We start from the raw sequence: 26,484 nt of genomic DNA, 5'->3' as shown, positions 1-26,484 counted from the left end.
GACATGCTTGATTCGAAACTGGTTCGCACCCAAACCGAGGAGGTGGCCGCACGCCTGGCGACCCGTGGCTACGTCCTCGACGTCAGCCTGGTGGAGTCGCTGGAAGCTCGTCGCAAGGCGGTGCAGACCCGCACCGAGACCCTGCAGGCCGAGCGCAATGCCCGCTCCAAGGGGATCGGCCAGGCCAAGGCGCGCGGTGAAGACATCGCGCCGCTGCTGGCCGAGGTCGATCGCATGGGTGGCGAACTGGAAGAAGCCAAGCGCGAACTCGACGGCGTCCAGGGCGAACTCGACGCCCTGCTGCTGGGCCTGCCCAATCTGCCCGACGCCTCGGTGCCGGTCGGCAAGGATGAGGACGACAACGTCGAGGTGCGCCGCTGGGGCACCCCGCGTGCCTTCGAGTTCGAGATCAAGGATCACGTCGCCATGGGCGAAACCCACGGCTGGCTGGACTTCGAGACCGCCGCTCGCTTCTCCGGCGCCCGTTTCGCCGTGATGCGTGGCCCCATCGCCCGCCTGCACCGCGCCCTGGCGCAGTTCATGCTGAACCTGCACACCGGCGAGCATGGCTACGAAGAGACCTACACCCCCTACCTGGTGCAGGCCGAGACCCTGCAGGGCACCGGCCAGTTGCCCAAGTTCGCGGAAGACCTGTTCAAGATCGGCCGCGAAGGGGAGAGCGATCTCTACCTGATCCCCACCGCCGAGGTCACCCTGACCAACCTGGTCGCCGGCCAGATCCTCGATGCCAAGCGCCTGCCGCTCAAGTTCACCGCCCACACGCCGTGCTTCCGCAGCGAAGCCGGCGCCTCGGGCCGCGACACCCGTGGCATGATCCGCCAGCACCAGTTCGACAAAGTGGAAATGGTCCATATCGTCGAGCCGAGCACCTCGTTCGCCGCCTTGGAAGAGCTGACCGGTCACGCCGAGACCGTGCTGCAGCGGCTGGAGCTGCCTTACCGCGTGCTGTCGCTGTGCACCGGCGACATGGGCTTCGGTGCCACCAAGACCTACGACCTGGAAGTGTGGGTGCCGAGCCAGGGCAAGTACCGCGAGATCTCGTCCTGCTCCAACTGCGGCGATTTCCAGGCGCGGCGCATGCAGGCGCGCTTCCGCAACGCCGAGGGCAAGCCCGAGCTGGTGCACACCCTCAACGGCTCCGGCCTGGCCGTCGGCCGTACCCTGGTGGCGGTGCTGGAAAACTACCAGCAGGCCGATGGCAGCATCCGCGTGCCCGAGGTGCTCAAGCCCTACATGGGCGGCCTCGAGGTCATCGGCTGATGGACTACCTGCCGCTCTTCCACAAGCTCGACGGCCGTCCGGTGCTGGTGATCGGCGGGGGCGACATTGCTATGCGCAAGAGCGTGCTCCTGGCCGAGGCCGGGGCGCGCATCACCCTGGTCGCACCGGAGATCGAGCCGGAGGTGCGCGCCTTCGTCGAGGCGAAGGGCGGCAGGTGCCTGGTTCAGCGCTATGCCGCGGACCTGCTCGCCGGGCATTGCCTGGTGATCGCCGCCACCGACGATGACGAGGTCAACGAGACCGTGTCCCACGATGCTCAGGCCCTGGGTCTGCCGGTCAATGCGGTGGACGCGCCTCGCCTCTGCACCGTGATCTTTCCGGCCATCGTCGACCGTTCGCCGCTGGTGATCGCCATTTCCAGCGGCGGCGACGCCCCGGTGCTGGCGCGGCTGGTGCGGGCCAAGCTGGAAAGCTGGATCCCGGCCACCTATGGCCAGCTGGCGCAAATGGCCCAGCGGTTTCGTGCCCGGGTCAAGGCACGCTTCGCCGACATCCAGGCGCGGCGCATCTTCTGGGAAGAGGTGTTCCAGGGCGAGGTCGCCGAGAAGGTGTTCTCCGGCCAACCCCAGGCCGCCGAGCAGTTGCTGGAAGCCAAGCTGGCGAGTGAAGGGGAAACCTTTCGCGGTGAGGTCTACCTGGTGGGCGCCGGTCCGGGCGATCCGGACCTGCTGACCTTCCGCGCGCTGCGCCTGATGCAGCAGGCCGACGTGGTGCTTTACGACCGGCTGGTGGCCCCGACGATCCTCGACATGTGCCGGCGCGACGCCGACCGCATCTATGTCGGCAAGCGGCGCGCCGAGCATGCCGTACCTCAGGAAGATCTCAATCGCCTGCTGGTTACTCTGGCGCGGGAGGGCAAGCGGGTCCTGCGCCTCAAGGGTGGCGACCCCTTCATCTTCGGTCGCGGTGGCGAGGAGATCGAGGAATTGGCCGCCGAAGGCATTCCCTTCCAAGTGGTCCCGGGCATCACCGCGGCCAGCGGTTGCGCGGCCTATGCCGGCATTCCGCTGACCCACAGGGATCATGCCCAGTCGGTCCGCTTCGTCACCGGCCATCTCAAGGATGGTTCGGCCGATCTGCCGTGGACCGATCTGGTCGCGCCCGGGCAGACCCTGGTGTTCTACATGGGCCTGGTCGGCCTGCCGACCATCTGCGAGCAGCTCATCGCCCACGGCAAGAACCCCGCGACGCCGGCAGCGCTGGTCCAGCAGGGCACCACGGCCAACCAGCGGGTGTTCACCGGTACCCTGCAGGATCTGCCGCAGCTGGTCGCCGAGCACGAGGTCCATGCGCCGACCCTGGTGATCGTCGGCGAGGTGGTGGCGCTCCGGGAGAAGCTGGCCTGGTTCGAAGGTGCCCAGACCGCCTGATGCTCAGGCCGAACCCCGGATCCCGGCGCCGGCCAGGGCTTCGCGGCCAGGGGGCAGGTCCAGCTCCAGGGCCGGGCCCTTGGGCACTATGGCGGTCGGATTGATCTGCGCGTGGCTGCCGTAGTAGTGGTGCTTGATGTGCTGGAAGTCCGCCGTCTCGGCGACACCCGGCCACTGGTACAACTCGCGCAGCCAGCCCTGCAGCGCCGGATAGTCACGGATGCGCCTCAGGTTGCACTTGAAGTGGCCGTGATAGACGGCATCGAAGCGGATCAGGGTGGTGAACAGGCGCCAGTCGGCTTCGGTCAGCCATTCGCCGGTGAGATAACGCTGCTGCTGCAGTAGTCCTTCGAGATCGTCGAGGGTGGCGAAGACCTCGTCGAAGGCCTCTTCGTAGGCGTCCTGGGTCGTCGCGAAGCCGGCGCGGTAGACGCCGTTGTTGACCGTCGGATAGATGCGCTCGTTGAGCGCGTCGATACGCCCGCGCAGGTCCTCCGGGTAGAGGTCCAGGCGATTGCCGGTGAGGTCATCGAAGGCGCCGTTGAACATGCGGATGATCTCGGCGGATTCGTTGCTGACGATGCGCTCCTGCTGGCGATCCCAGAGTACCGGTACCGTCACCCGGCCGGTGTAGTCGGCCTGGTCGCGCTGGTAGAGCTGGTAGAGGCGTTCGAGGTGATAGAGGTCGTCCCCGGTGGAGCCGAGCGCCGGATCGAAGGTCCAGCCTTCCTCGCGCATCAGCCAGCTGACCACCGACACCCCGATCAGCGGCGCCAGCCCCTTCAGCTGGCGATAGATCAGGGTACGGTGGGCCCAGGGGCAGGCCAGGGACACATAGAGATGATAGCGGCCGGCTTCCGGTGCAAAGCGTTCCGCACCGTCCGGGATAGGCTGCTCCGGCCGTGCGATCCAGTCGCGCCGCTGGGCCTCTTCCCGCTTGAAGTGACCATCCTTGCCATTGTCGTACCAACGATCCTGCCACTGCCCATCGACCAACAAGCCCATGTCGTCATCCTCCGCTAGGTTGCGGTTAGGAACCCGGACCGGGGCCAGGGTTCCGATGACGCCCTCAGAGCGAGCGGTCGCGGGCGTCCCAGCGCCGTTCGGCCTCGCTGTGGGCGCTGGCGGGATCCTGGCCCAGCGCCCGCAACGCCACCGCCAGGGTGGCGATCACCGCGAGGCGTCCGTAGGCATCCTCCGGTTCGCCGCGCCAGGTGGCGGCGAGCAGGGCCGGGTCGAGACGCTCGGGCTTGACCTGGCGACGTTCGCTGAGCGCCGGCCAGCTCTCGTCCCAGGCTTCACCGCCGCGGGTGCCATAGAGGTGGGCGATGACGTCGGGATTGCGCTCGACCTCGCCACCTTCGCCCTTGATGACGATGCTGTCGTCACCCAGCAGGCGGCTGGCTTCGCGATGCACCTCCTGGTAGCCCGGGTGGAAGATGCTCTGCAGGATGCTGCGTGCGCCGCTGGGGTTGAGCAGCCGCACCAGGGAGTGAATCGGCGAGCGCAGGCCGAGCTCGGCCTTGAGGTCGATCATTCGCTGCAGCTCGGGCATCCAGGCCGCCAGCGGCAGGAAGGCCGGCTGGCCCTGGTCGAGGAGGGCACCAACGGCCTGCCAGTCCCGGGCCGTCTGCAGGCCGAGGTCGGCCAGGCACTGTTCGGTATAGAGCCGCCCAGCCGTGTGGGTACCGCCGCCGTGCATGACCACCCGCACGCCGCTGCCGGCCAGGCACTTCACCGCCAGCAGGTACCAGGGCAGGTGGCGCTTCTTGCCGGCATAGGAGGGCCAGTCGAGGTCGACGGCGAGGTTCGGCTGCGGCAGGCGGGCCCGGACCGCGCGGGTGAAGCCGGCCAGCTCTTCGGCGCTCTCTTCCTTGTGCCTGAGCAGCATGAGGAAGGCGCCGAGCTGGGCGTCGGTCACCTGGCCATCGAGGATCAGGCCCATGGCCGTCTCGGCCTCGGCCTCGGTCAGGCTGCGGGCGCCGCGTTTGCCCTTGCCCAGGGCCCGGACGTAGACGGCGAAGGGATGTTCTTCGGGCGTGGTGAGGGTCATAGACAGTTATCCGGTTTCGGCAGGCCAGCGAGCTTGGCACCGACCTTGGCCGGCGCACCCTTGAATAACAGATTGAGCTGCAGGCTGTTGCCCAGTTCCGGGCCCAGCGTCTGGGCGATGTACTTGATCAGCGGCCGGTTCGCCGGCGAGAGCTGGAATTGACGATAGAAGTCCCGGAGCGCCTGGAGCACCTGCCAATGGCGAGCGGTCAGCGCGATGCCCTCCCGCTGCGCCAGCTGCTCGGCGACCGCGGGGCTCCAGTGGGAGAGGTCGCGCAGATAACCTTCGGGATCGAGATCGAGGGGCGTCATGTTCAGGTCCAGCTGATGACCTTGGCGCAGTTCACGCTCAGGTCGACGAAAGAGGGATAGTCGATCAGGGGCACCGCAGCTTCGGGCTGCAGGCAACGGGCCTGGACGTCTTCCGCCAGGGCATAGACGGCCGCACCGGCGGGAAGCCGTTCCAGCAACTGGGCTGCGGCACTGCCCGGGCGCAGCGCTTCGACCGCGCCGCCGGTGAGGAGGACGGCATCCTCACCGCGCACCCAGGCGAGGGCGTCCAGGGCATCGACGTCGGCGAGCGGTGAGCGGGAAAACAGGTGCAGGGTCGTCACAGGGAAATCACCTGGTCATGGTCATGGATCAACGCCGCCAGGGCCGCAGGCGCCAAGGGCGTCACCCAGGTGGGGAGCTGCTCGGGAGGGATGCCCAGGCGCTCGAGGGCAGCGGCCTCCGCATAGATGGCCTCCACGCCGAACAGCGGCAGCGCGGACAGGTTGGCGCCCAGGTCCTTCTGCTCGAGTGCAGCGCTGTCGGTGGTGAGCAACTGGGTCACCCCGGGACCGGCGAACAGCAGCGCCAGGGGTAGCTCGAAGGCGCCACCGGCCAGCACGATATCCAGGGCTTCACGCGGGGCGGGACCGCCCAGCGCCGGTTGCCGGGTGATGACGAGGGTGCTCTTGGCCATTTCAGTCGCCTCCAAAGCAGAGCAGGCGGTCGGCGTCCTGCACCGCCTCGTGGAGCTGGCCCAGGCCGGAAAGCTGCCAGGGCGCCCGCACGTTCACCGCACCTGGGCGCTCGTAGCGACGCGCCTCCTGTTCATCGAGCAGGCCGCGCTTGAGGGCGGCGGCGATGCAGACCACGGCATCGACCTGGTGGCGCTCGATCAGCTCGCGCCAGCGCGCCGGTAGATCCGATTCGTCCTGGCCACTGACCGTGGCATGGGAAGCGTTGTAGACACCGTCGCGATAGAGAAACAGACGCGACAGCTGGTGGCCGCCGGCCAGCAGGGCTTCGCAGAAGCGCAGGGCCCGCCGCGCCGAGGGCGCCTGGGGAGGGGAAAGGACAACGATGGCAAATTTCATGGATGTAAAAAGGCCCGCCGAAGCGGGCCTCTTGGGCTACCGCTGGTGATCAATCGTTGCTGCTGGCGAATCCGAAGATCTGCAGCAGGCTGATGAACATATTGTAGATCGAGACGTACAGGCTGATGGTAGCCATGATGTAGTTGTCTTCACCACCGTGCACGATGGCACTGGTCTGGAACAGGATGGCCGCGGCGGCGAACAGCACGAAGCCCGCGCTGATGGCCAACTGCAGACCACTGATCTGGACGAAGAAGGACAGCACCACGGCGCCCAGCAGGATCCAGAAGCCCGCCATCAGAAAGCCACTGAGGAAGCTCATGTCCTTGCGGCTGATCAGCGCGTAGGCGGACAGGCCGAAGAAGGCCAGGGCGGTCATGGCCGCTGCCGAGGCGATCACGCTGCCGCCATTGGGCATGCCCAGGTACATATTGAGGATCGGGCCCAGGGTATAGCCCATGAAGCCGGTGAGGGCGAAGGTACTGACCAGGCCCCAGCCGCTGTCACGGGTCTTCACGGTCAGGAAGAACAGGCCGTAGAAACCGATCAGGACCACGAAGATATTGGGGTAGGGCAGCCGCATCTGCTGCGAGACAAAGGCGACCAGGCCGCTGAACGCCAGGGTCATGGCCAGCAGGGCGTAGGTGTTGCGCAATACACGGCTGACGTCCCGCGGCTGCGCGATAGCAGGGTTGTAGGCGTATTGACGCTCGTTCATGGTGTACTCCAAAGCTAGATAGACGGTGTGATGTACCGTACGACCCCGAAGATAGCAAATGTTGCTTAAGGATCGCTTGCGAGTGTTTGACAGTGTGTTGCCATCAGGTACTATGCGCCCCTCTTACGGAAGTGTGGCCGAGTGGTTTAAGGCAGCGGTCTTGAAAACCGCCGACTCGCAAGGGTCCCAGAGTTCGAATCTCTGCGCTTCCGCCACTTGCAGCACCCTGAAAGCCCCGCCTGCCGGGGCTTTTCTGTTTATGGGCGCACGAGTTCGGCTGATCCCTATATGGGGCTGGTTTCCGTAACTTTAAAGCCAATTTCCATCCTTAACGGATCAGTGGGTAGCGTCGACGCCTTCGCCGACGCGCTGGTAGATCGTCTCTTTAAGGCGTTCGCGGTTCGCCCCAGAGACTCGGATGCACGCTTTCTGCTGGCTCCTAAGGCCCTTGCCGCATTTCTTGGCTTGGCAATACCGCCCTCCGACTGTCTTGGAAGCCGAGTTGCAGCGGCCAGAAATTTCGCGTGGTTTGAGTAGCTCGCCACGTGTCAGGTAAAGATGGTTTGCAGCATCAGGTCAGGGCCTCCGTGAGGTATCAGGTAGTGGGGGCTTGCTGCTTGGGTACTCACAGCTTCTGACGTAGTGGTTGCGAGTGCCGCAGGAGATCGAAGCGTTCACCGCTTGTGCTCCGGGTCGGCACGCCACATAGGCCCTTAGGGAGAAGCGCGGTAGGTACTCCATTAGGGACTGGATCTATCCGGATGCGGCGCCAGCGCTCAGTGCATTGCTATATGAGAACGTAGATCCTGTTCGTTACACCCTGCTGGTACCGGCAGCGAACCGGGTAGGAGCGAACGCGGGCTGCCGCAGAGGAAACTGGTAGTCGTTCCTCATCGCCGATGAATACGATGGTAGGAAGGTTCGACCTATTGCCCGGTTGGCAGATCAGCGAGGATGGCGCGGACCTGCTCGATACCCGTCGTCATGCGGGGCCCCGAGTGGCGAAAATGCGGCTTTGTCTTTCCGGCCGCAGACGCCCAGGCCTTGGCCAGCAGCCATCTCTGCTGATCTTGGTCGTTGCACGCCACCGTCTCCCGCCCCATCAGCGCGGCGAACTGTTCGCACAGCGCGCGCTTTTCATCAGCGGTCAGGCTTTCGGATTGAATTCGCAGCTGCCCATCACGCAGGGCAGTGACCAGTCGGGAAGGGATCATTGGCTTCGAGCCGTCGGTAATCGCGAGCCAGGTCGCGGGTAGAAGAAAGGCCGGCGCACTCCCTGTGCCGGGAAGGTTCAGCTGGATCACAGGCGCGAACCTAAAGCCCGTTTTGGCCGGGCAGGCCACTACGGGTGCAGTGTGGGGGCTGCCTGAGGAAGTATCGCCATCGACTGTGCAGGGAATATGCAGAGCGGGTAGCAGGCCGGATACATGGCAGGCTGAATGGTTCGCCTACCTCTGGTTGTCGTTCGTCACTGGCAAGGGAGCTGCAATCTGCGCACCTGGGTACTGCATGACTTGTCAGGGAACAGGTCGACGAATTCGGCATTTTGGGGCGACGACTTCGACCCGGGCGGCCTGGGTAATCAGGAGGCAACGCGATCGTTATGTTTGGGGAGATTACCAAGCGGGCCGATTCTCGCGGCTGCTGGTCACCTTCATAGATTGGTGTGGGTTTGAGCGCACGATCAAGAGAGCCAAGGTCGTTTTACCCAACATGGGCTCGTTAACGGCAACGCACTGATTAGATCTCGATCGGCCAGCGCGGGCTTCGCTTTGATGTTTCCAGCACGCGTTACGATCAGTCACAACAGCTTCTGTACTGAGGGCCGCAGCTCGGAGGGCCTGGAAGGTTGGCAGGTTTCTGCCACTTTTCTCGATCCCTTTCTGCCTTGCGGGCCTTGAAGCCCGCTGTCCATCCGTTGAAATACTCAGCCTGCAGGTGCGCTCGGGGAATGCGATCACGCTCGCTTACGTCTCTGGCACGGCAGCCATCGCTATAGCCTTCTCCGTAGGCGCCGGTCATCCATGCTGGGCGAAGGTAGGAGCAGGCAGCGAGGGGAATAATGACCAGCACGAGACTCAAGGTGCGCAGCGAGGCAGACATGGTTCCTCCGTGAAGACTACTCGGCTATAGGCATCCAGCCAGTTGGGAAGGTTTAGGCGCTACACCTTGCATGATTGTCGAGCGTCTATGGGTTGAGCGGCAATGACGTTGGACGTGTTGGGCGAAATGGTTTTCATCGGCGCGCGAGTCATGTTGTACAGCACCGCTGTTATCAGGAACATGAAGAACAGGTAGATGAGCTAATCGATGAAAAGCTGCATAGCCGGCGAAATCTTCCATCGCCTGAATGCCCAGGCTTTGGCGTAGGTGAACACCAATACCAAAGCGCTGAGCAACATGATTTCTTGATTGGTAGGCATGCTATCCCTCTGCCAAGACCTAAGCGGGACCCCTTGAGGCCCGGCAACTCGCGGAATGCGCCATCCATCCGCGGTTGGCACTAAGATCTCGGCAGAGGCTGCGCCTAGGGACCGCTATCCGCAAAGGGTTTTCTCTAAGCACAACTAGGATCGCAGCCAGATCAATATAGCGATCATGAGCAGCGACGTTATCACCGCTAGGGCCAAGGTCCAGTAAACGAGGTCCATGCCCAAAGCGATCCACCAAGCCGCGCGGGGAAATTTCTTCACCCAGCACCAGCCACGCTGACCGGTCTTTAGCTCCTTGCGTATATTCGATCCGAAGCTGGCCGCGATCAGTAAGTAATCGTAAGCGTCACTCATCTGGACGGTCCTGTGCGGTGGCAAAGCTTGTAGCTTGGCTCGCTCGGCAGTTTTGGTCGTGCCCGCTCTTTCGTTAGGGAGCCACTGGGGGTTGTTTGCGCGCCAGTGCGGTGGTCAGGCACCGTGAAAATGCAGGTATGCAGAGCACTGGGGTTTGAAGGGCGCTGTTCAGGCGCTCATTGATACTTCCGCCACTTCCGCTCCTGAGCGCCATCTCGGACCACCAGGCTTTATTGGTCCTCTCATCGTCTCAGGTGTGGGACAAAGCCCAGGACGCGCTGCGCCCCGGTCTTTGTCCGAACCCCAAGCACTACAGCGTCTTCTTGTATTCCTTGTCGACCTTCTTGTCCTCGCGATGTCTTTCCTTGTCGAGGTGGTTGTCGGTGCGGTCGGCTTCGTTGGCGGCATGGGCCGCGCCCTTGTCGACTTCCTTGGCATCGTGCTTGGCGTCCTTGCGCACATCGCGACCGTCCTGGCGGACGCTTTTTTCCACGGGACTTTCCGCCAGCGCTATGCCGGAGCCTAGGGTGGTCAGCAGGACGGTCATGACTGCAGCTGTGAGGCGTGATTTCATCGAGAAGCTCTCCTGAAAGGCTTGGGGCAGAGCGGCTACGAGGCGGGCCGCTTCGTTTTCAGTAAAGCCGCAAAGCAGTGGTTTTGAAAGCGGCGTTGTCGCGATCAGGGGGCCAGCGGCGAAGGTGGCTGGCCGGAGTCAGTCGGGCGCACCGGCCCAGGCTGCCGCATCATGGGGATGCAGGCTTTCCAGGTGGCGGACGTGGATGTGCGCGTCCGGGTAGTCGTCACGCAGGGCGACCAGGAGGCGGCGGGCCGCGTCTTCGACGAACATCAGGTTGCTGCCGTTGAGGGCGGCGAAGGCCTGTTCGTCGGCACGCTTGACTGCCGTCTGCACCGGGGTACCCAGGGCCGCTTCGCAGCGGTCGATCAAGGGCAGCAGACCGAAGGCGGATGCTCTGTCAGACAGCCCGACCCTTACCTGCGCCAGGCTGCGCTGACTGTGTGGCGTGGCCAGGGACGCGTGGCGGCGCAGCCAGCTGGCGACCGTGGCTGGATCCAGCTGGGTATCCGTTCCAAGGTCGGCTAGGAAGGCGTGCTCGATCAGTTGCCGGGACAGGGACGCCGAGCAGGGGCAGGTGGAGGAGTAGGCGATTTCGACCCGTGCATCGAGCTGGAAGACACCTGCGACCCAGCGCGCCTCGAGCCGCACGGGATAGCGTTTCCAGCCGCTCAACTCGGGGGTCACCAGGGCCGGGCGGCGGATCAGCAGGGCGCAGTCCAGGCGCAGGCGGGCGGCGCGGGATTCGCAGCTGCGATGGCTGGCGACCATGTCGGCGAGCAGTGACCGCAGGCGCTCGGGCGTCAGGGGCGCGTCCGTCCCCAGGCGATCCAGCAGCTGGTAGAGCCGGGACATGTGGATGCCCTTGCTGGTGGCCGAGGGCAGGTCGACCTGGACGTCGACGCTGGCGGGCAGCAGGCCGTCGAACGCACCCTCCCGCAGGTGGAGGGGCAGGTCGATACCCTGCATGCCGACCCAGTCGAGGGCGGCGGGCAGGGTGGCGGTCTCGCTCAGGGAGACGTCGGGAAGGATGGCATTCATCGGCGGGCTCTAATCAATGGGGAGCGGCGGCCTGGGGCCAGTCGCTGAAGGGGTTGTGCAACTGCGTCCAGGCCCGCGGGCCGGCGGCGAGTTCGCTATCGGTCAGCAGGCAGGCGTCGAGACGGGCCCGCAGCGCGGTTTCGTCCATGTCCATGCCGATCAGCACCAGTTCCTGGCGCGCGTCGCCGACGCCCTCGTGCCATTTTTCCTTGATGAGGGCGACGGTCTCTTCGTCGTCCGGCCATTGCTCGGGCGGTACCGCCGCCCACCAGCGACCCGCCACGCCGTGCCGGGCGACGGCGCCGGCCTGGGACCAGGTACCGGCATGGGCGGGATGGCTGGCCAGCCAGAAGTAGCCCTTGGAGCGCACCACGCCGGGCCATTCCTGCTCGACCAGAGCAAAGAAGCGTTCGGGATGGAAGGGGCGGCGGGCCTGGTAGACGAAGCTGGTGATGCCGTATTCCTCGGTCTCGGGCGTGTGCTCGCCGCGCAGTTCCTGGAGCCAGCCCGGCGCCTTGGCGGCTTCGTCGAAATCGAACAGACCGGTTTGCAGCACCCGCTCCAGGGGCACGGCGCCAAAGCTCGCCAGTTCCAGGCGGGCACGGGGATTCAGGCTGCGCAGGATGGCCAGCAGGCGGTCGCGGTCGGCCGGCTCGACCAGGTCCAGCTTGTTCACCACCAGGACGTCGCAGAATTCGATCTGCTCGATCAGCAGGTCGACCACCGTGCGTTCGTCTTCTTCACCCAGGGATTCGCCGCGTGATTCCAGGGAATCGCTGGAGGCGTAGTCGCGCAGGAAGTTGAAGGCGTCCACCACGGTGACCAGGGTGTCGAGCTGGGCGACATCGCCCAGGCAGCGGCCGTCTTCCCCGGCGAAGGTGAAGGTCTCGGCCACGGGCAGCGGCTCGGAGATGCCGGTGGATTCGATGACCAGTTGATCGAAGCGGCCGTCCCGGGCGAGGCGCTCCACCTCCAGCAGGAGGTCTTCGCGCAGGGTGCAGCAGATGCAGCCGTTGCTCATCTCCACCAGCTTTTCTTCGGTGCGCGATAGTTCGGCGCCACCGTCGCGCACCAGGGCGGCGTCGATGTTGACCTCGGACATGTCGTTGACGATGACCGCCACCCGGCGGCCCTCGCGGTTGTGGAGGATGTGGTTGAGCAGGGTGGTCTTGCCGGCGCCGAGGAAGCCGGACAGCACGGTGACGGGGAGTTTCTTGCTGGTAAGGGCGGGTTGGGTCGTCATGGTCATCACGGGTAGCTGAGAGTCGGAAAGGGCGCATCTCTGGGACAGGGGCCGGACGCTTAAAGATGTTATAACATAGCATACAGGAGTCGTTAAGCCGCCTCGAGGGAGCGGGGTGACGACCACTGGGTGCGACGAGCACCGGCGCGGCTACCCGTCACGCGCCCTTATCGCCAACGACCTATAACGGGAAGACCCTCAGACGTGCTGGCCGCCGTTGATATGGATCTCGGCGCCGTTGATGTAGCAGGAGCGTTCGCTGCAGAGGAAGTAGATGGTCTCGGCGACTTCGTCGGGAGTACCCAGGCGCTTGAGGGGCACCTCGGCTTCCACCAGGCCATCGGTGCCGGGGGAGAGGATGGAGGTGGCGATCTCGCCGGGGGCTATGGCGTTGGCGCGGACGCCGCGCGGGCCGAATTCATGGGCCAGTTCGCGGGTGAGGGCGGCGAGGCCGGCCTTGGAGGCGGCATAGGCGACGCCGGCGAAGGGATGCACCCGAGAGCCGGCGATGGAGGTGACGTTGACGATGCTGCCGCGCGCCGCTTCCAGCTCCGGTAGCAGGGCGCGGGCGAGCAGGGCGGTGGAGATCAGGTTGACGTTGAGGACGTGGGTCCAGGTCTCGGCATCCGAGGCGGCGACCCCGAGGCGGCTGCCGTCCGGGCCCTTGGGCGAGATGCCAGCGTTGTTGACCAGGGCGTCCAGCCTGCCGCTGGGCAGCCGCTCGCGGACGGTGGCCACCAGGCGGTCGATCTGGCCGAGGTCGGCGAGGTCGGCCTGGATATGGGCGTCGCGCGCCTCGGGCCAGGCGCATTCTTCCGAGAACGGCTGGCGGGAGACGGTGAGCAGCCGCCAGCCCAGGTTGCGGAACAGCTTGACGGTGGCATGGCCGATGCCGCGGCTGGCACCGGTGAGCAGCATGGTGCGCTGGGTCATGGCTGGCTCCCCGGGGCGGCACGGCAGTCCAGGGCATGGGCTAGCAAGGCGGGCATGGCAGTGACTCCGGCGTCTGGTCAGCCGATCCACTATGCCGAGTCGAGAAGCATTCCGCAAACGTCCAGCCAGAACGTCTGGGTCGTGAAATCCGTGTTGCGAGAGGCGATGCCCAAGGCGGCAAGCACCGGGCTGCGAGCTGAACCGCAGCGCCACCCTGGCGCTGCTCATCGTCTAGCGACGCGCAGGGGTCGCGTGCAGGACGGCTGCCGGCATTTACGTCCTGACGGCGGCCTGGCTGGCTCAGCGCGGTCGAGCGTCTTCTTTCGCGGCCTGCCGTCGGCGCAGGTGCGCCACCAGATACTCCGCGTCACGGGCCACACCACTGAAACGCCCGGAGCCCCAGGTGTGCAGCCAGGGCAGTCCGAGGAAATACAGCCCCGGTTGGGCGGTAATGCCACGGGTATGGCCGGGATAGCTGCGTCCATTGAATACCGGTACATCGACCCAACTGAAGTCGGGCTGGAAGCCGATGCACCAGATGACGCTGGTGATGCCGGCACTGCCGAGGTCCAGGGTGGTGGGCACATCCTCGGGACGCCACAGGGGCTCGTAGGGCACGCCTGGTGGTGCATCGATCCCTTGCTGGGCGACGTACTGGTCGATGCTGGCATTGATGCGGTTGTAGACGGCATCGGCGGCGTCCAGCTTGGCCGCCAGGTCCGCGGAGAACGTCAGCACCCCGCCTTCCAGGCCGTTCAGCCGTCCGAAGAGGCGCATGCCCTCCAGGGCGAAGCGGCGCAGATCGATGTCGCGGCCGCCATCGCGCCCGGTGACGTAGTGGTTGGTGTTGTCGCGCACGCCCTCCCGTAGCGGGTGGGCGTCGACCCCGATCTCGTAGTAGCCCATCTCGGCCAGCCAGTCGACCACGTCCTTGCCGCGATAGTGACGGGCACAGCGTGGCGCCTCGCCAACGGCGAGGTACACCTGGCGACCGGCGAGGTGCAGGTCCTCGGCAATCTGCGCGCCCGATTGGCCAGAGCCCACCACCAGCACCGCACCGGGCGGCAAGGAAGCGGCGTTGCGGTATTGCTCGGAATGCAGCTGGACGATGGACGCCGGCAGGCGTTCGGCCAGCCGGGGGATGATCGGCGTGTGATAGCCACCGCTGGCCACGATCACCTGATCGGCGCTGAATTCCCCAGCATTGGTGGCGAGTCGATACCCACCCTCTGGGCGCGTCACCAGGCGCTGGACCGTGACCCCCTCCCGCACCGGCGCCTGGACCTTGGCGATGAACGCATCCAGGTAGGCGATGATTTCGGCCTTCTTCATGAAGCCGTGGGGATCGGGGCCGTCGTAGGAGTGGCCCGGCAAGGCGCACTGCCAGTTGGGCGTCACCAGGCAGAAACTGTCCCAGCGCTGGTCGCGCCAGGTGTGGGTCAGGGAGTGCTTTTCCAGCACCAGATGATCGATATCCTGTTGCTGCAGGTAGTAGCTGGCGGACAGCCCGGCCTGGCCACCGCCGACGACAATGGCACTGTAATGGGACATGGGGAATTCCTCGTTCAGATATCGCCGAAGGTAGCGGGGTTACCGGTGGTCCGCCCCTGTGGCTGGAGTTCGAGCACCTCGATCTGTGGATCGCCGCTGCCGGCGTACGAGCGTGCCTGCCGGCGCAACTCGCTCAGGCTGTCCATGGCGGCGCTGCAGTAGAAGCCCTTGACCTCCTTGACCCGTTCGGAGGCGGCGTGCAGGCCGCTTTCGGCACGCTGCAGGAATTCGCTCAGGGGGTAGCGCCGCCCGCTTTCCAGGTGCCGGCCAATGCTGGTCGAGGGGGAATACGCGGTGCTTTCCTGGCCATCGGGCCAGCGCAGTCGGATGATCACGGCGGGCATATCAAAGCTCCTTGGCCGGGCTGAAGCCGGTGAACGAATGGTCGTGCAGATTCCAGAATTCCGCCCGTTGCGGGCCCAATTCGACGGTTAGCCGGGCGCTGGCGTCGATCCGGCCGATGGCGGCGCACTGCAGGCCTTCCCGGGCGAAGGCCGCGGTAACGGCGGCCAGGTCCTGATCGGCGAGGGTCAGCAGGAAGCCGTAGCTCGGGAAGGCGCGCAACCAGCGCTCCAGTGGCGCATCGGCAGGGCGCGGGACCTTGGCCAGGTCGAGCTGGGCGCCGCAGACCGTGGGCTCGAGCAGCATCAGCAGCGTGCCCAGCAAGCCGGCGTTGCTGATGTCCTTGGCGGCCTGTAGCAGACCGGCCTCGGCCAACCGTGGAATGACCTCGAGCTTGGCGCGCAGGTGGGCCGGCGCGACGTTTTCGAAGGCCTTCCAGTAGGGAGCGTCGCCGTGCCAGCGGCCCTCGAGGTCGACCACCATGGCCAGGCACTGGCCGGGGCGCACATGCAGGGTCGACAACAGGCAACGCGCCCAGCCGGTGATGGCCACCGCCAGCGCGGTCGGGTGCTCCGGTCCCTCGCTGGTATGGCCGCCGGCCAGGTAAACGCCATAGGCCTGGCAGGCCGCCCGCATACCGGCGAGGAGCTGGTCGGCCGCGGCCGTGTCGTGATGCCAGTAGGCGTTGACCACGGCGGTGGCGCGGCCGCCCATGGCGGTGATGTCGCTGACATTGGCCATCACCGCCGACCAACCAGCGAACCAGGGCGCCTGGGCGACGAACTGCGGCAGCATGCCCTCGATGGCCAGCAACTGATACTGATCACCGCAGCGCAGGGCCGCGGTGTCGTCGCCGGGCAAGGCGTAGCGAGCCTCGTCTTCGCCCTCCGGTGCGGCAAATGCCAAGGCCGGCCGCTGGATCGCCCGCTTGGCGCGCATGGCATCGCTATCCTTCAGCGCGTCGAGCAGCACCGCCAGGTCAACCGTCATGACGTCGACTCCGCGAGGGGACCAGCGCCACGTGGCGGGGCAGGATGGGATAGCAGTCCAGGCGCGCCTGCATCAGGACATGGGGCTGACCCAGGAGCTCCAGGGGGTAAAGGGTTTCCCAGTGCAGCTTGTGGAAGTAGCCTTCATTGGCGTGCTGGACCGTGGCGAGGAAGGTCTGGCAACCCAGGTCGAGGGCGCGCGCGACCGCCTCGTTGACCAGCGCCTTGCCGATCATGCTATGGCGGCGATAGGCTCGTTCCACGCACAGGCGACCGCCATACCAGACGCCAGGCGACTCCTGGTAGATGCGCACGGCGCCAACGATCTGCTCGGGCATCCCGTAGTGATGGGTGACGGCCACGATGGGGAGGGCGCCGAAGTCTCTGGCGTCGCGATCCTGCTCCAGCAAACGCTGCTCGTCGGAGAAGACCGCCCGCCGCAGGGCATAGTAGCCGGCGCGCTCCCAGGCCTCGGTCGCCGGCTTGACCAGCAGGTCGCCGGCGAGGAAGTCGCTGAAGGTATCGTCGGTCAAGGCAAAGGCATGTTCGGCCATGGACGTCTCCTCTTATTCGTGGCGCTTGAGTGCCGAACAGGCGCCGCACTTGGCGCAGCCGGCCTTGATCTGGGCGGAGTGCAGGCCATGGCGGCGCAGGCTGGCACCCACGCGCGGATACAGGCGTTGCATGAAGGCGCTGTCGGGCTTGGGGTGGCCTGCTAGGGGCGTGCCGTCGATGGGCACGAAGGGCACCACGAAGGGATAGACGCCCAGCGCGGCCAGGCGCTCGCTCATGGCGGCGATGGCATCCTCGCTATCGCCCAGGCCCGCCAGGATGTAGGTGCTGACCTGGCCGTGGCCGAACACCCTGACCGCCGCCTCGAAGGCGCTGAAATAACGCGACAGGGGCACCTCGGCCTTGCCGGGCATGATGCGCTGCCGGACGCTGTCGGTGACCGCTTCCAGGTGCATGCCCAGGGAGTCCACGCCGCTGTCCTTGAGACGGGTGAACCAGCGGTCGTCATCCGGCGGCTCGCATTGCGCCTGGATCGGCAGCTCGACCGCCGCGCTCACGGCCGCGGCGGATTCGCAGAGGATCGCCGCGCCGCGATCCGGGGTCTGGGGCGTGCCGGTGGTCATCACCAGGTGCTTGACCCCGTCCAGCGCCACCGCGGCCTTGGCTACCGCGGCCAGTTGCGCGGGACGCTTGCGGGCGATGGTCTTGCCGGCGGCGAGGGATTGGTTGATGGCGCAGAACTGGCAGGCGCTGGCGGCATCGTTCATCCGGATGCAATGCTGCAGCAGGGTGGTGGCCAGCACATCCTTGCTGTGCAGGGTGGCGATTTTCCAGTAGGGAATGCCGTCGTCGGTGCGCAACCCGTAGAACCGCGGCACGCGTGGCAGTTCGACCCGGCCGATCTCGAGGCCTTCGCGGAAAATCAGGGCCTGGGCGCCACTGTCGTCCGGTATGGCACTGTAGGGGGAGCCCAGCGAGGCGGTATTGAGCATCGGCACCATGGCCGTGTGCTCACCGAGGCTGAGTGCCTTGTGGTCGGAAGGGCCGGCGCCGCCCTTGCGGGCCAGGCCATCGGCGCCCTGCCAGCGCACGCCATGGCACTGCAGTTCGGCGAGCAAGTCGCTGGCGATCACCTGGCTATTCATGGCTGGTCACCGCCATCCGCTCCTGGACATGGGGGGCGGGACGCCGGTCGATCAACAGGCTCAGCAGTTCCGGCCGGCTGTAGTGCCCCACCGAATCCATCATGCGCTTGCGCTTGTCGATCAGGGCGAAGTCGAGGTCGGCGATGATCGCGCCTTCGCCCTCGGTTTTCTGCGCCAGCACCTTGCCTTCGGGGCTGACGATGGCGCTGAAGCAGCCGCCGGAAATCGGTTCGAGCGGGCAGCCGGTGTCAGCCATGATCCGCGCCTGCTGCTCGGAGTCCAGCCAGGCGGTGGCATTGACGACGAAGCAGCCGCTTTCCAGGGCGTGGTGGCGGAGGGTGGCCTCCATCTGTTCGGCGAAGATCGGACCGACCAGGGAGCCGGGGAACATGGCGGCGTGGATCTGCTCGCCATCGGCCATCAGGGCATAGCGCGCCAGGGGATTGTAGTGCTCCCAGCAGGCCAGGGCGCCGATGCGCCCCACGGCGCTGTCGGTCGCGCGCAATCCGGAGCCGTCACCCTGTCCCCAGACCATGCGTTCGTGATAGGTGGGCGTGATCTTGCGCCGGTGCTGGATCAGGCGGCCATCGGCATCGAACAGCAGCTGGGCGTTGTAAATAGTGCCGCCGTCGCGCTCGTTGACGCCGATGCAGGCAACGATCTGCGCCTCGCGACAGGCCTCGCCCAATTGCTGGGTCGCGTCACCGGGAATGGTCACCGATTCCTGCAACAGCTGCAGATGCTGTTTGCCCATGGTGAAGGGCGGCTGCACGAAGGAGAAATAGGGGTAGTAGGGCACCACGGTTTCCGGAAAAACCGCGAATTGCACCCCGTCGCGGCCGAGGTCCAAGAGTTGCTGGCAGAGCTTGTCGACGGTGGCCTGGCGCGAGTAGAGCTGGGGACTGAACTGGACGGCGGCGGCGCGGATGACGGTCATGCTGAGGTCCTGGTAATCGAGGAGAGGTACTCGCGACGACCGCCCTGGGCCGTCGCGAGGCGTCCGCGGCCGCCTCAGGCGGTCCAGGTGTCGATGATCAGCGCCCCTTCACGCCGCATCAGCAGCCGCAGGTCCATCACATCCAGGGGATTGATCGGGCGAATGCCTTCGATCAAGGCCTTTTCGGTCTGGCCGTACAGGGCCTGCAGCGCGAAGCGGCAGGCATAGACTTCACCGCCTTCGCTCATGAAGGCCTTGATCTGGTTGTTGACGGCCAAGTGACCGGGGAAAGCCTCGGCGCCCAGGGTCGGAAAGCCCCGTTGGACGCCGAGCTGCACGCCGGGTCCGTACAGCAGGATCTTGGTTTCGAAGCCCTTGCGCAGGAGGCGTTTGGCCTGCAGCAGATTGACCAGGCCGATGGAGCCTTCGAAGGCGATGGTATGGAAGGTCAACAAGGCCTTTTCGCCCGGCTCGGCCTTGACGTCTTCGAAGACCTTCTCTTCGTAGTTGACCAGGAAGTCACCATCTTGGTACTGGGCAATGTCCACGGTTGGCATGCTGTTTCTCTCCACTAGGGTCACGAGGGCGATTGCCGGGATGGCGAATCGGTCTGCCTGGGAGGAGCGAAGGACGTGCCAAGCGCGATAGATATCGTTGGCCAATATCCAGGTCGTTGATTCTTATGATTTTATCGATCTGATCCGGTTTTTTTCAGGGCGCTCTGCACCTTTTCGAAGGCTACGCAAAGGCGTAGAACTACGATCTTTCGTACTGAACGTCACGAGATTCCGTAGATGATCGAGACCGACTATCTCTCCGACTGGGCGGACCTGGCGTATTCCTCACGCCACATGGTGTTCGAGCATTGCGCGGATGCCATCGCGCTGCTCGATCCCTACACGGATCGCTTCGGCGACCTGAACATCGCAGCCTGTCAACTCCTGGGCTATCCCCGCCAGGATTTGCTGACGCTGCCCGTCAGCAAGTTGTTCGGCCACCAGCTGGCGGATCTGATCGTGTTCAGCCAGGCCGTGATCGAAAAGGGCCGCGGCTGGACCGATGACCTGACCTGTACCTGCAAAAGCGGCGAACGCCTGCAGCTGGAGATCACCGCGACCAGCCTGCATCTCAAGGGCCGGCAGCAACTCATCCTGGTACTGCGCGAGCAGCGGCGCCAGCGCTTCCACCTGGATCAGGCGGACACCGCTCGTACCATGCGCGGGGGACTGATCGAATGGCGCAACATCCTCAACCTGTTCAAGGAGACCGAGCGGGACAACCAGCTGCTGCTCAGCGCCGTCGGCGATGGTATCTACAGCATCAATTGCGAGGGCTTGGCCACCTTCGTCAATCCAGCGGGGGCGCGGATGCTCGGCTGGGAACCGGAAGACATGATCGGCAAGAACATCCATCTGATTCACCACCACAGCCATGCCGACGGTTCGCACTATCCGGTGGAGGAGTGCCCGATCTATCGCGCCGTGCACGATGGCGTGGTGCACGAGGGTCGCCAGGAGGTGTTCTGGCGGCGGGACGGCAGTTGCTTCCCGGTGGAGTTCACCAGTACCCCGGTGATCTCCGACAGCAAGCTGGTGGGGGCCGTGGTGGTGTTCCGCGACATCACCGAGCGGCGCAGCATGGAGCGGCAGCTGACGCACGCCCTCGAGGAGCTGCAGCAACTCAAGCAGCGCCTCGAAGAGCAGAACGCCTACCTGCAGGAAGAAATCCACATCGAGCACAGCTACCGCGAGCTCGTCGGGCAAAGCGAACCGATCCTCAAGATCATCAAGCAGATCGACGTGGTCGCGCCCACCGATGCCAGCGTCCTGATCCATGGTGAATCGGGTACCGGCAAAGAGCTGATCGCCCGGGCCATCCACCAGGCCAGCCGGCGCAGCGCCCAGCCGTTGATCCGGGTGAATTGCGCGGCGATCCCGGCCGAACTGTTCGAGAGCGAATTCTTCGGCCATATCCGCGGCGCCTTCACCGGGGCCGTGCGTGACCGGATCGGGCGCTTCGAACTGGCCGATGGCGGAACCCTGTTTCTCGACGAGATCGGCGAGATTCCCCTCGACCTACAGAGCAAGCTGCTGCGGGTCCTGCAGGAAGGCCAGTTCGAGCGGGTGGGCGAGGAACGCACGCGCAAGGTGGACGTGCGCATCGTGGCGGCGACCAATCGCAACCTGCGCGAAGAGGTCCAGGCCAAGCATTTTCGCGAGGACCTGTATTTCCGCCTGAATGTCTTTCCCATCCATTCACCCGCGCTGCGGGAGCGGCCGATGGATATAGCGCCCCTGGCGCTGCATTTCATCAGCGAGATCGGCAAGCGCCTGAATCGCCCCGGTCGGCGCCTGCGAGCGGTGGATCTGGCGCGGCTGCAACGCTATCCCTGGCCGGGCAACATCCGCGAGTTGCAGAACGTCATCGAGCGGGCCTTGATCACGGCGCAGGACCAGCAGCTCAGTATCGATTTGCCCGAGGACGGTGGAGCGATGGCGCCACGGCGGGTCGTCGCCGAGCCGAGTGCAGCCATCCTGACCGATGCGCAGCTGCGTGAACGGGAGCGGGAGAACACCCTGGCGGCGTTGCGCGCCTGCCAGGGCCGGCTATTTGGCAAGGACGGCGCCGCGCAGCTGCTCGGGATGAAGCCTACGACGCTGGCCTCGCGGCTCAAGCGCCTGCAGCTCGACGCGGGTCAGCTGTGAAAGGTCGATCGCACCGCACGCCCCGCTAGTCGCCTGGACGCAAGGCGTGCGGTCCGCGCCGCCAGGACCTCAGACCTCCTCGAGGGCGCGTGGGCGGGCGCTGCGTTGCTCGGCGGTGGCTTCCTCGGCGGGCTGCAATTCGAAGTCGAAGTCGATCTCGGCGTAGCGTGCACCGGTGAGGCCACGGGCGCGGGCGGCGTCGGCATCCTCGTGGAAGCGGATGTCGGCGATGAGTTCGTCGCGGGTGGCGTAGGCGAAGTCATCGTGGAGGTACTGGTCGCCGGCCAGGTTGATCTGGGTGGTCAGGTGGCGATGGCCGGGGGCGGAGATGAAGAAATGGATGTGCGCCGGGCGCTGACCATGGCGGCCGAGGCCGTCGAGCAGGCGCTGGGTGGGGCCATCCGGCGGGCAGCCGTAGCCGGAGGGTACGATGCTGCGGAAGGCGTAGCGGCCTTCGGCATCGGTGCGGATGCGCCGGCGCAGATTGAACTCGGACTGGGTCGGGTCGAAGTAGGAATAGGTGCCGCCGGTATTGGCGTGCCAGACGTCCACCAGGGCGCCGGCCAGCGGGCGGCCCGCGGTATCCCGTACCTGGCCGGTCATGAACAGCGGCACGCCGTCGTCCCGGCCATCGTCCAGGCGGGCCTCGCCTTCGCAGAGCGGGGCGCCGGCGACATAGAGCGGGCCCTCGATGGTGCGCGGGGTGCCGCCGGTACGGCCGGCCGCGGCGTCCTGGGCATCCAGCAGCAGGTCCAGGTAGTGCTCCAGGCCCAGGCCGGCGACCAGCAGGCCGGCTTCCTGGCGGGCGCCCAGGTCGTTGAAATAGTTCACCGCCTGCCAGAACTCCTCGGGCGTCACTTCCAGGTCCTCGATGAGGCGGATGCTGTCGGTGAGGATGCGGTGCACCAGGGTCTTGAGGCGCGGATTGCCGGCGGCCTGCTCGAAGCCGCTGGCGACTTCGAAGAACTTCTGCACATCGGCGTGCTGGGAAAGGGCTAGGGTCATGGGGCTATCCTCGGTGTTGTTGTTATGCGCGGCCAATCAGCGGTCGTCGTCGTGGATGGAAGAGGGGTGCCGGCAGAGGGCCGTGACCTCGATCTCCAGGTAGGGGTAGAGCGGCAGTTGCAGCAGGGTATCGTGCAGCGCCTGGGCATCGGCCACGTCGAAGACGCTGACGTTGGCGTAGAGCCCGGCGATGCGCCAGAGATGGCGCCAGGTCCCCTGGCGCTGCAGCTCCTGGGCCAGTTCCTTTTCCGCCTGCTTGAGGCGCGTGCTTTCGCTGGCGGGCAGGTCGTGGGGCAGTTTGACGGTCATGCGGACCATGAACAGCATGGTGAATCCTCCACGGGGCGTGATCAGGCGCTGGCGACGGCGAGACTGCGGCGATCGCGGCGGAAATGGGCGAGGCGGTCTTCGTCGAGGCTGACGCCGAGGCCGGGACCCTGGGGCAGCAGCAACTGGAAGTCGCGATAGGTCGGGGGCTCGGTGAGGATGTCCTCGGTCAGCAGCAGCGGCCCGAACAGCTCGCTGTGCCACTCCAGCCGCTCCAGGGTGGCGAAGGCATGGGCCGAGGCCAGGGTGCCGATGCTGCCTTCGAGCATGGTGCCGCCATAGAGGCCGATGCCGGCCGCCTGGGCCAGGTGAGCCACCTTGAGCACCGCGCGCGGGCCGCCGGTCTTGGCGATCTTGAGGGCGAACACCGGCGCGGCGCCGGCCCGGGCCAGGGCGAAGGCATCGGGGAGGCTTTCGATGGCTTCGTCGGCCATCACCGGCGCCGGGCTGCGTGCGCTGACCCGGGCCAGGGCCTGGACGTCATGCCGCGGCACCGGTTGTTCGATCAGCTCCACCCCGGCGTCGGCCAGAGCCTGGCAGGCGCGCAGGGCGACGCCCTCGCTCCAGGCCTGGTTGACGTCGACCCGGACGCTGGCGCGATCACCCAGGGCGCGCTTGATGGCGGCCACGTGGGCGATGTCCCGCGCCGGCTCGGCCGCGCCGATCTTGAGCTTGAAATGGCGGTGGCGGCGTAGCTCGAGCAGCCGCTCGGCCTCGGCGATGTCCTTCGCCGTGTCGCCGCTGGCCAGGGTCCAGGCCACCTCCAGGCCCTGTTGCACCCGACCGCCGAGCAACTCGGCGATGCCCAGGCCGCGGCGTTGGCCCTGGGCATCGAGCAGGGCGGTCTCCAGCGCCGACTTGGCGAAGGTATTGGCGCGCACGCTGCGCTCGACGCGCTGCATCACGGCATTGAGGTTGTCGGCATCCTGGCCGATCACCACGGGCGCCAGGTAGGTGTCCAGGTTGGTCTTGATGCTTTCCGGGCTTTCCCCGGCGTAGGCGAGGCCGCCGATGGTGGTGGCTTCGCCGAGGCCCTGGCTACCGTCGCTGCAGGTCAGACGCAGCAGCACCAGCGTTTGCTGCTGCAGGGTATGCATGGCCAGTTTGTGCGGGCGAATGGTGGGCAGGTCGACGAGGCAGGTGTCCAGGCGTTCGATGCTGATCATGGGCCGAATCCCTTGGGGGCGGGGTTATCCGCGCGTTCTTGTACGGGGTGTTTTCAGCTTGCGAGCTGCCTCCTCGGCAGTCCAATATCCTTTGCGTGTTCTACGATACCCTGGAGGTATGATGGAGCTGCGCCACCTGAGGTATTTCCTGGCCCTGGCGGAAACCCACAATTTCACCCGGGCAGCGGAGCGGCTGCACATCGCCCAGCCGCCGCTGAGCCGGCAGATCCAACAACTGGAGGAGGAGCTGGGGGTGAGCCTGCTGGAGCGTGGCCGGCCCTTGCGGCTGACCGAGGCGGGCCGCTACTTCCAGGAGCACGGCAGTCGGCTGCTGGCGCAGCTGGAGGAGCTGCGCGACGGCACCCGCCGGGTGGCCGAGGGCCGCAAACGCTGGCTGGGCATCGGTTTCGCCCCGTCCACCCTCTATGGCGCCCTGCCGGAGCTGATCCGCCGCCTGCGCACCGACGCCGGGCTGGAGCTGGGCTTGTCCGAGCTGATCACCCTGCAACAGGTGGAGGCGCTGAAGAGCGGGCGTATCGATATCGGCTTCGGCCGCATCCACATCGAGGATGCGGCGGTGGTGCAGCAGGTGCTGCACGAGGATCCGCTGGTGGCCGTGCTGCCGGCCGGACATCCGCTGCTAGGGGCCCCGGTGAGCCTGGCGCGGCTGGCGCAGGAGCCCTTCGTGCTCTATCCCTCGGCGCCGCGGCCGAGCTATGCCGATCATGTGCTGGCGTTGTTCGCCCGCGAAGGGCTGACCATCCGGGTAGCGCAATGGGCGAATGAGCTGCAGACCGCCATCGGCCTGGTGGCGGCCGGACTGGGCATCACCCTGGTGCCGGCCTCGGTGCGCCGGCTGCACCGGGACGATATCGACTACGTGGCCCTGAGCGATACCCAGGCGGTCTCGCCCATCGTCATCAGCTATCGCACCGGCGATCGCTCGCCGTTGCTGGCGCACTGCCTGGCGCTGGTCCGGGAAACCGCCGCCCAGCAGGCCTGAACGCCGCACCGGGCCTGGCCTGGACGGCGCCAAAGGCGCTGCGGGCGAGGAGGGTAACGCGCAATTAGCTGCGCCAAGGGGATGGTCGCGGCAGTCTGCGGACAGCCGCGCAGACCGGACCCCGCCGAAGATGATTCCAGACCTGAGCAACCTGGAGTCTCTTGCGATGAGCGGATCCTATATCCACGTGCCAACACCTTCCGGCACCTTCGACGCCTACTTCGTACCCTCCATCGACGGTCGCGGCCCGGGCATCGTGCTGTGCCAGGAGATCTTCGGCGTCAACGCCGCCATGCGCACCGTGGCCGATCAGCTGGCCGAGGAGGGCTACAGCGTGCTGGTGCCCGACCTCTACTGGCGCCAGGCGCCGCGCATCGAGCTGGGCTACACCCCCGAGGATTTCGACAAGGCCTTCGGCCACTACCAGGCCTTCGACGAGCAGCTGGGCGTCGTGGACATCGGCGCGGCCCTCGCTCATCTGCGCACCCTGCCCGAGGTGAGCGATGCGGGCTTAGGCGTGGTGGGTTACTGCCTGGGTGGCAAGCTCGCCTATCTGGCCGCGTGCCGGCTGCCCGAGGTGGCTTGCGCCGTGGGCTACTACGGGGTCGGTATCGAGCAGGCCCTGGGCGAATTGGAAGGGCTGCGCGGGCGCCTGGTGCTGCACTTCGCCGAAGCCGACCAGTTCTGTCCGGCGCCGGCGCGGGAAGCCATCCTGGCGGCCCTGGCTGCCCGGCCAGGTACCGAGGGTTACGTCTACCCGGGCGTCGACCATGCCTTCGCCCGACCCGCCGGCCACCACTACGACAAGCCGGCCGCCCTGCTGGCCCATGAGCGCACCATCGCCGCGCTGCGCCGCACCATCGGTCCGGACTACAACCTCTCGGCGCTGTGGGAAGAACACATCCGCCACGAATTCGCGACCCGCGACGTGCCGGCGACCATGGCCACCATGGTGCCCGAGCCCTACGTCAACCATATCCCCACCATGACCGGCGGGGTTGGCTATCGCGAGCTGGCGCGCTTCTATCGCTACCACTTCGTGCACGGCAACCCCAAGGACATGCAGCTCACGCCGATCTCGCGCACCGTGGGTGCCTCGCAGATCGTCGACGAATTCGTCATGAGCTTCACCCACGACGAGGCCATCGACTGGATGCTGCCCGGAGTGGCGCCGACCGGTCGCCGGGTCGAGATCCCGATGCTGGGGGTGGTGAAGTTCCGCGGGCCCAAGCTCTACCACGAGCACATCTACTGGGACCAGGCTAGCGTGCTGGTGCAGATCGGCCTGCTCGACCCTAAGGGCCTGCCGGTGGCCGGTGCCGAGACCGCGCACAAGCTGCTCGACGAGACCCTGCCGTCCAACACCCTGATGCCGAGCTGGGCTTCCAGCGCCGGCAAGTCCATCGAGGAGTGAGGCC

Annotated in this window: 28 protein-coding genes and 1 tRNA gene; 6 read left to right on the top strand and 23 right to left on the bottom strand. The window is 66.1% G+C overall.

Annotated elements, in window-relative coordinates; translation table 11 throughout:
* The first annotated feature begins 3 nt into the window (after positions 1–3).
* Both serS and cysG read left to right on the top strand, forming a co-directional pair.
* Positions 4–1,281, top strand: a complete 1,278-nt coding sequence (gene serS / locus FSV73_RS20970) for a serine--tRNA ligase (RefSeq protein WP_145010955.1) — start codon at positions 4–6, stop codon at positions 1,279–1,281.
* The gene (gene cysG, locus FSV73_RS20965; RefSeq protein WP_145010952.1) at positions 1,281–2,672 is read left to right on the top strand and encodes a siroheme synthase CysG; all 1,392 of its coding nucleotides are present in this window, start codon (positions 1,281–1,283) and stop codon (positions 2,670–2,672) included. The genes serS and cysG overlap by 1 nt, the downstream gene beginning before the upstream one ends.
* A 3-nt stretch (positions 2,673–2,675) precedes the next feature.
* Here the strand turns inward: cysG and FSV73_RS20960 are convergent, their stop codons facing one another.
* The 7 genes from FSV73_RS20960 to FSV73_RS20930 all read right to left on the bottom strand — a co-directional run bounded on the left by FSV73_RS20960 (position 2,676) and on the right by FSV73_RS20930 (position 6,806).
* Positions 2,676–3,677, bottom strand: coding sequence for a glutathione S-transferase family protein (locus FSV73_RS20960; RefSeq protein ID WP_145010949.1), 1,002 nt, complete (start codon positions 3,675–3,677; stop codon positions 2,676–2,678).
* Positions 3,678–3,741: 64 nt separating this feature from the next.
* Positions 3,742–4,725 (bottom strand): glycosyl transferase family protein, encoded by a 984-nt coding sequence (locus FSV73_RS20955; protein ID WP_145010946.1) that lies wholly within the window; start codon positions 4,723–4,725, stop codon positions 3,742–3,744.
* A complete protein-coding gene (locus FSV73_RS20950) occupies positions 4,722–5,036 on the bottom strand; it encodes a TusE/DsrC/DsvC family sulfur relay protein (protein WP_145010943.1) in 315 nt (104 codons plus the stop codon). Before FSV73_RS20950 ends, FSV73_RS20955 begins: the two co-directional genes overlap by 4 nt.
* A gap of 2 nt (positions 5,037–5,038) precedes the next feature.
* Positions 5,039–5,338 (bottom strand): sulfurtransferase complex subunit TusB, encoded by a 300-nt coding sequence (gene tusB, locus FSV73_RS20945; protein WP_145010941.1) that lies wholly within the window; start codon positions 5,336–5,338, stop codon positions 5,039–5,041.
* Positions 5,335–5,691: a sulfurtransferase complex subunit TusC gene (tusC, locus tag FSV73_RS20940; protein ID WP_145010938.1), complete on the bottom strand. Its 357-nt coding sequence runs from the start codon at positions 5,689–5,691 to the stop codon at positions 5,335–5,337. The genes tusB and tusC overlap by 4 nt, the downstream gene beginning before the upstream one ends.
* Position 5,692: 1 nt before the next feature.
* Entirely contained in the window at positions 5,693–6,088 is a 396-nt protein-coding gene (gene tusD / locus FSV73_RS20935) for a sulfurtransferase complex subunit TusD (RefSeq protein ID WP_145010935.1), read from the bottom strand.
* 49 nt (positions 6,089–6,137) lie between these two features.
* The gene (locus tag FSV73_RS20930) at positions 6,138–6,806 is read right to left on the bottom strand and encodes a Bax inhibitor-1/YccA family protein (protein ID WP_145010932.1); all 669 of its coding nucleotides are present in this window, start codon (positions 6,804–6,806) and stop codon (positions 6,138–6,140) included.
* Between the two features lie 127 nt (positions 6,807–6,933).
* Here FSV73_RS20930 and FSV73_RS20925 point away from each other — a divergent pair.
* Positions 6,934–7,021 (top strand) — tRNA-Ser (locus FSV73_RS20925).
* A gap of 711 nt (positions 7,022–7,732) precedes the next feature.
* Here FSV73_RS20925 and FSV73_RS20920 read toward each other — a convergent pair.
* From FSV73_RS20920 to FSV73_RS20860, 13 genes are all read right to left on the bottom strand, one after another.
* Positions 7,733–8,110, bottom strand: a complete 378-nt coding sequence (locus tag FSV73_RS20920; protein ID WP_145010929.1) for a hypothetical protein — start codon at positions 8,108–8,110, stop codon at positions 7,733–7,735.
* Positions 8,111–9,373: 1,263 nt separating this feature from the next.
* A complete protein-coding gene (locus FSV73_RS20915; RefSeq protein WP_145010926.1) occupies positions 9,374–9,592 on the bottom strand; it encodes a hypothetical protein in 219 nt (72 codons plus the stop codon).
* 310 nt (positions 9,593–9,902) lie between these two features.
* The gene (locus tag FSV73_RS20910; protein WP_145010924.1) at positions 9,903–10,166 is read right to left on the bottom strand and encodes a hypothetical protein; all 264 of its coding nucleotides are present in this window, start codon (positions 10,164–10,166) and stop codon (positions 9,903–9,905) included.
* Positions 10,167–10,304: 138 nt separating this feature from the next.
* Positions 10,305–11,207, bottom strand: a complete 903-nt coding sequence (folE2, locus tag FSV73_RS20905) for a GTP cyclohydrolase FolE2 (RefSeq protein ID WP_145010921.1) — start codon at positions 11,205–11,207, stop codon at positions 10,305–10,307.
* A 13-nt stretch (positions 11,208–11,220) separates the two neighbouring features.
* Positions 11,221–12,456 (bottom strand): zinc metallochaperone GTPase ZigA, encoded by a 1,236-nt coding sequence (zigA, locus tag FSV73_RS20900; protein ID WP_145010918.1) that lies wholly within the window; start codon positions 12,454–12,456, stop codon positions 11,221–11,223.
* A 192-nt stretch (positions 12,457–12,648) separates the two neighbouring features.
* Positions 12,649–13,383 carry an SDR family NAD(P)-dependent oxidoreductase gene (locus FSV73_RS20895; protein ID WP_145010915.1) on the bottom strand — a complete coding sequence of 245 codons (735 nt, stop codon included), beginning with the start codon at positions 13,381–13,383 and terminating at the stop codon, positions 12,649–12,651.
* Positions 13,384–13,683: 300 nt separating this feature from the next.
* Positions 13,684–14,934, bottom strand: a complete 1,251-nt coding sequence (locus tag FSV73_RS20890; RefSeq protein ID WP_145010912.1) for an MSMEG_0569 family flavin-dependent oxidoreductase — start codon at positions 14,932–14,934, stop codon at positions 13,684–13,686.
* 14 nt (positions 14,935–14,948) lie between these two features.
* Positions 14,949–15,278: an MSMEG_0570 family nitrogen starvation response protein gene (locus FSV73_RS20885; protein WP_145010909.1), complete on the bottom strand. Its 330-nt coding sequence runs from the start codon at positions 15,276–15,278 to the stop codon at positions 14,949–14,951.
* A 1-nt stretch (position 15,279) separates the two neighbouring features.
* A complete protein-coding gene (locus FSV73_RS20880; RefSeq protein WP_145010906.1) occupies positions 15,280–16,266 on the bottom strand; it encodes a sll0787 family AIR synthase-like protein in 987 nt (328 codons plus the stop codon).
* A complete protein-coding gene (locus tag FSV73_RS20875; protein WP_145010903.1) occupies positions 16,256–16,819 on the bottom strand; it encodes an MSMEG_0567/Sll0786 family nitrogen starvation N-acetyltransferase in 564 nt (187 codons plus the stop codon). The genes FSV73_RS20880 and FSV73_RS20875 overlap by 11 nt, the downstream gene beginning before the upstream one ends.
* Before the next feature lie 12 nt (positions 16,820–16,831).
* Positions 16,832–17,923 (bottom strand): MSMEG_0568 family radical SAM protein, encoded by a 1,092-nt coding sequence (locus FSV73_RS20870; protein ID WP_260856131.1) that lies wholly within the window; start codon positions 17,921–17,923, stop codon positions 16,832–16,834.
* Positions 17,916–18,860, bottom strand: a complete 945-nt coding sequence (locus tag FSV73_RS20865) for a Nit6803 family nitrilase (protein WP_145010900.1) — start codon at positions 18,858–18,860, stop codon at positions 17,916–17,918. Before FSV73_RS20865 ends, FSV73_RS20870 begins: the two co-directional genes overlap by 8 nt.
* A gap of 74 nt (positions 18,861–18,934) precedes the next feature.
* Entirely contained in the window at positions 18,935–19,417 is a 483-nt protein-coding gene (locus FSV73_RS20860) for an MSMEG_0572/Sll0783 family nitrogen starvation response protein (RefSeq protein WP_140214992.1), read from the bottom strand.
* Positions 19,418–19,654: 237 nt separating this feature from the next.
* On the opposite strand from FSV73_RS20860, the gene FSV73_RS20855 reads away from it, so the two are divergent.
* Entirely contained in the window at positions 19,655–21,565 is a 1,911-nt protein-coding gene (locus FSV73_RS20855; protein ID WP_145010897.1) for a sigma 54-interacting transcriptional regulator, read from the top strand.
* 69 nt (positions 21,566–21,634) lie between these two features.
* On the opposite strand, the gene catA is transcribed toward FSV73_RS20855, so the two are convergent.
* The 3 genes from catA to FSV73_RS20840 are packed head-to-tail and all read right to left on the bottom strand — an operon-like array spanning position 21,635 to position 24,063.
* Positions 21,635–22,570, bottom strand: a complete 936-nt coding sequence (gene catA, locus FSV73_RS20850) for a catechol 1,2-dioxygenase (RefSeq protein ID WP_145010894.1) — start codon at positions 22,568–22,570, stop codon at positions 21,635–21,637.
* Positions 22,571–22,606: 36 nt separating this feature from the next.
* Positions 22,607–22,897, bottom strand: coding sequence for a muconolactone Delta-isomerase (gene catC, locus FSV73_RS20845; RefSeq protein ID WP_145010890.1), 291 nt, complete (start codon positions 22,895–22,897; stop codon positions 22,607–22,609).
* A gap of 23 nt (positions 22,898–22,920) precedes the next feature.
* Positions 22,921–24,063, bottom strand: a complete 1,143-nt coding sequence (locus FSV73_RS20840; RefSeq protein WP_145010887.1) for a muconate cycloisomerase family protein — start codon at positions 24,061–24,063, stop codon at positions 22,921–22,923.
* A gap of 121 nt (positions 24,064–24,184) precedes the next feature.
* Between FSV73_RS20840 and FSV73_RS20835 the strand changes: the two genes are divergently transcribed.
* Both FSV73_RS20835 and FSV73_RS20830 read left to right on the top strand, forming a co-directional pair.
* Positions 24,185–25,066 carry a LysR family transcriptional regulator gene (locus FSV73_RS20835; protein ID WP_145010885.1) on the top strand — a complete coding sequence of 294 codons (882 nt, stop codon included), beginning with the start codon at positions 24,185–24,187 and terminating at the stop codon, positions 25,064–25,066.
* 166 nt (positions 25,067–25,232) lie between these two features.
* The gene (locus tag FSV73_RS20830; RefSeq protein WP_145010882.1) at positions 25,233–26,480 is read left to right on the top strand and encodes a dienelactone hydrolase family protein; all 1,248 of its coding nucleotides are present in this window, start codon (positions 25,233–25,235) and stop codon (positions 26,478–26,480) included.
* The last annotated feature ends 4 nt before the right edge of the window (positions 26,481–26,484 follow it).

Origin of the sequence: Pseudomonas oryzihabitans, from assembly GCF_007665395.1 — a bacterium.
GTDB classification, from domain to species: Bacteria; Pseudomonadota; Gammaproteobacteria; order Pseudomonadales; family Pseudomonadaceae; genus Chryseomonas; species Chryseomonas psychrotolerans_C.
This window is presented reverse-complemented; position numbering and strand designations above follow the sequence as displayed.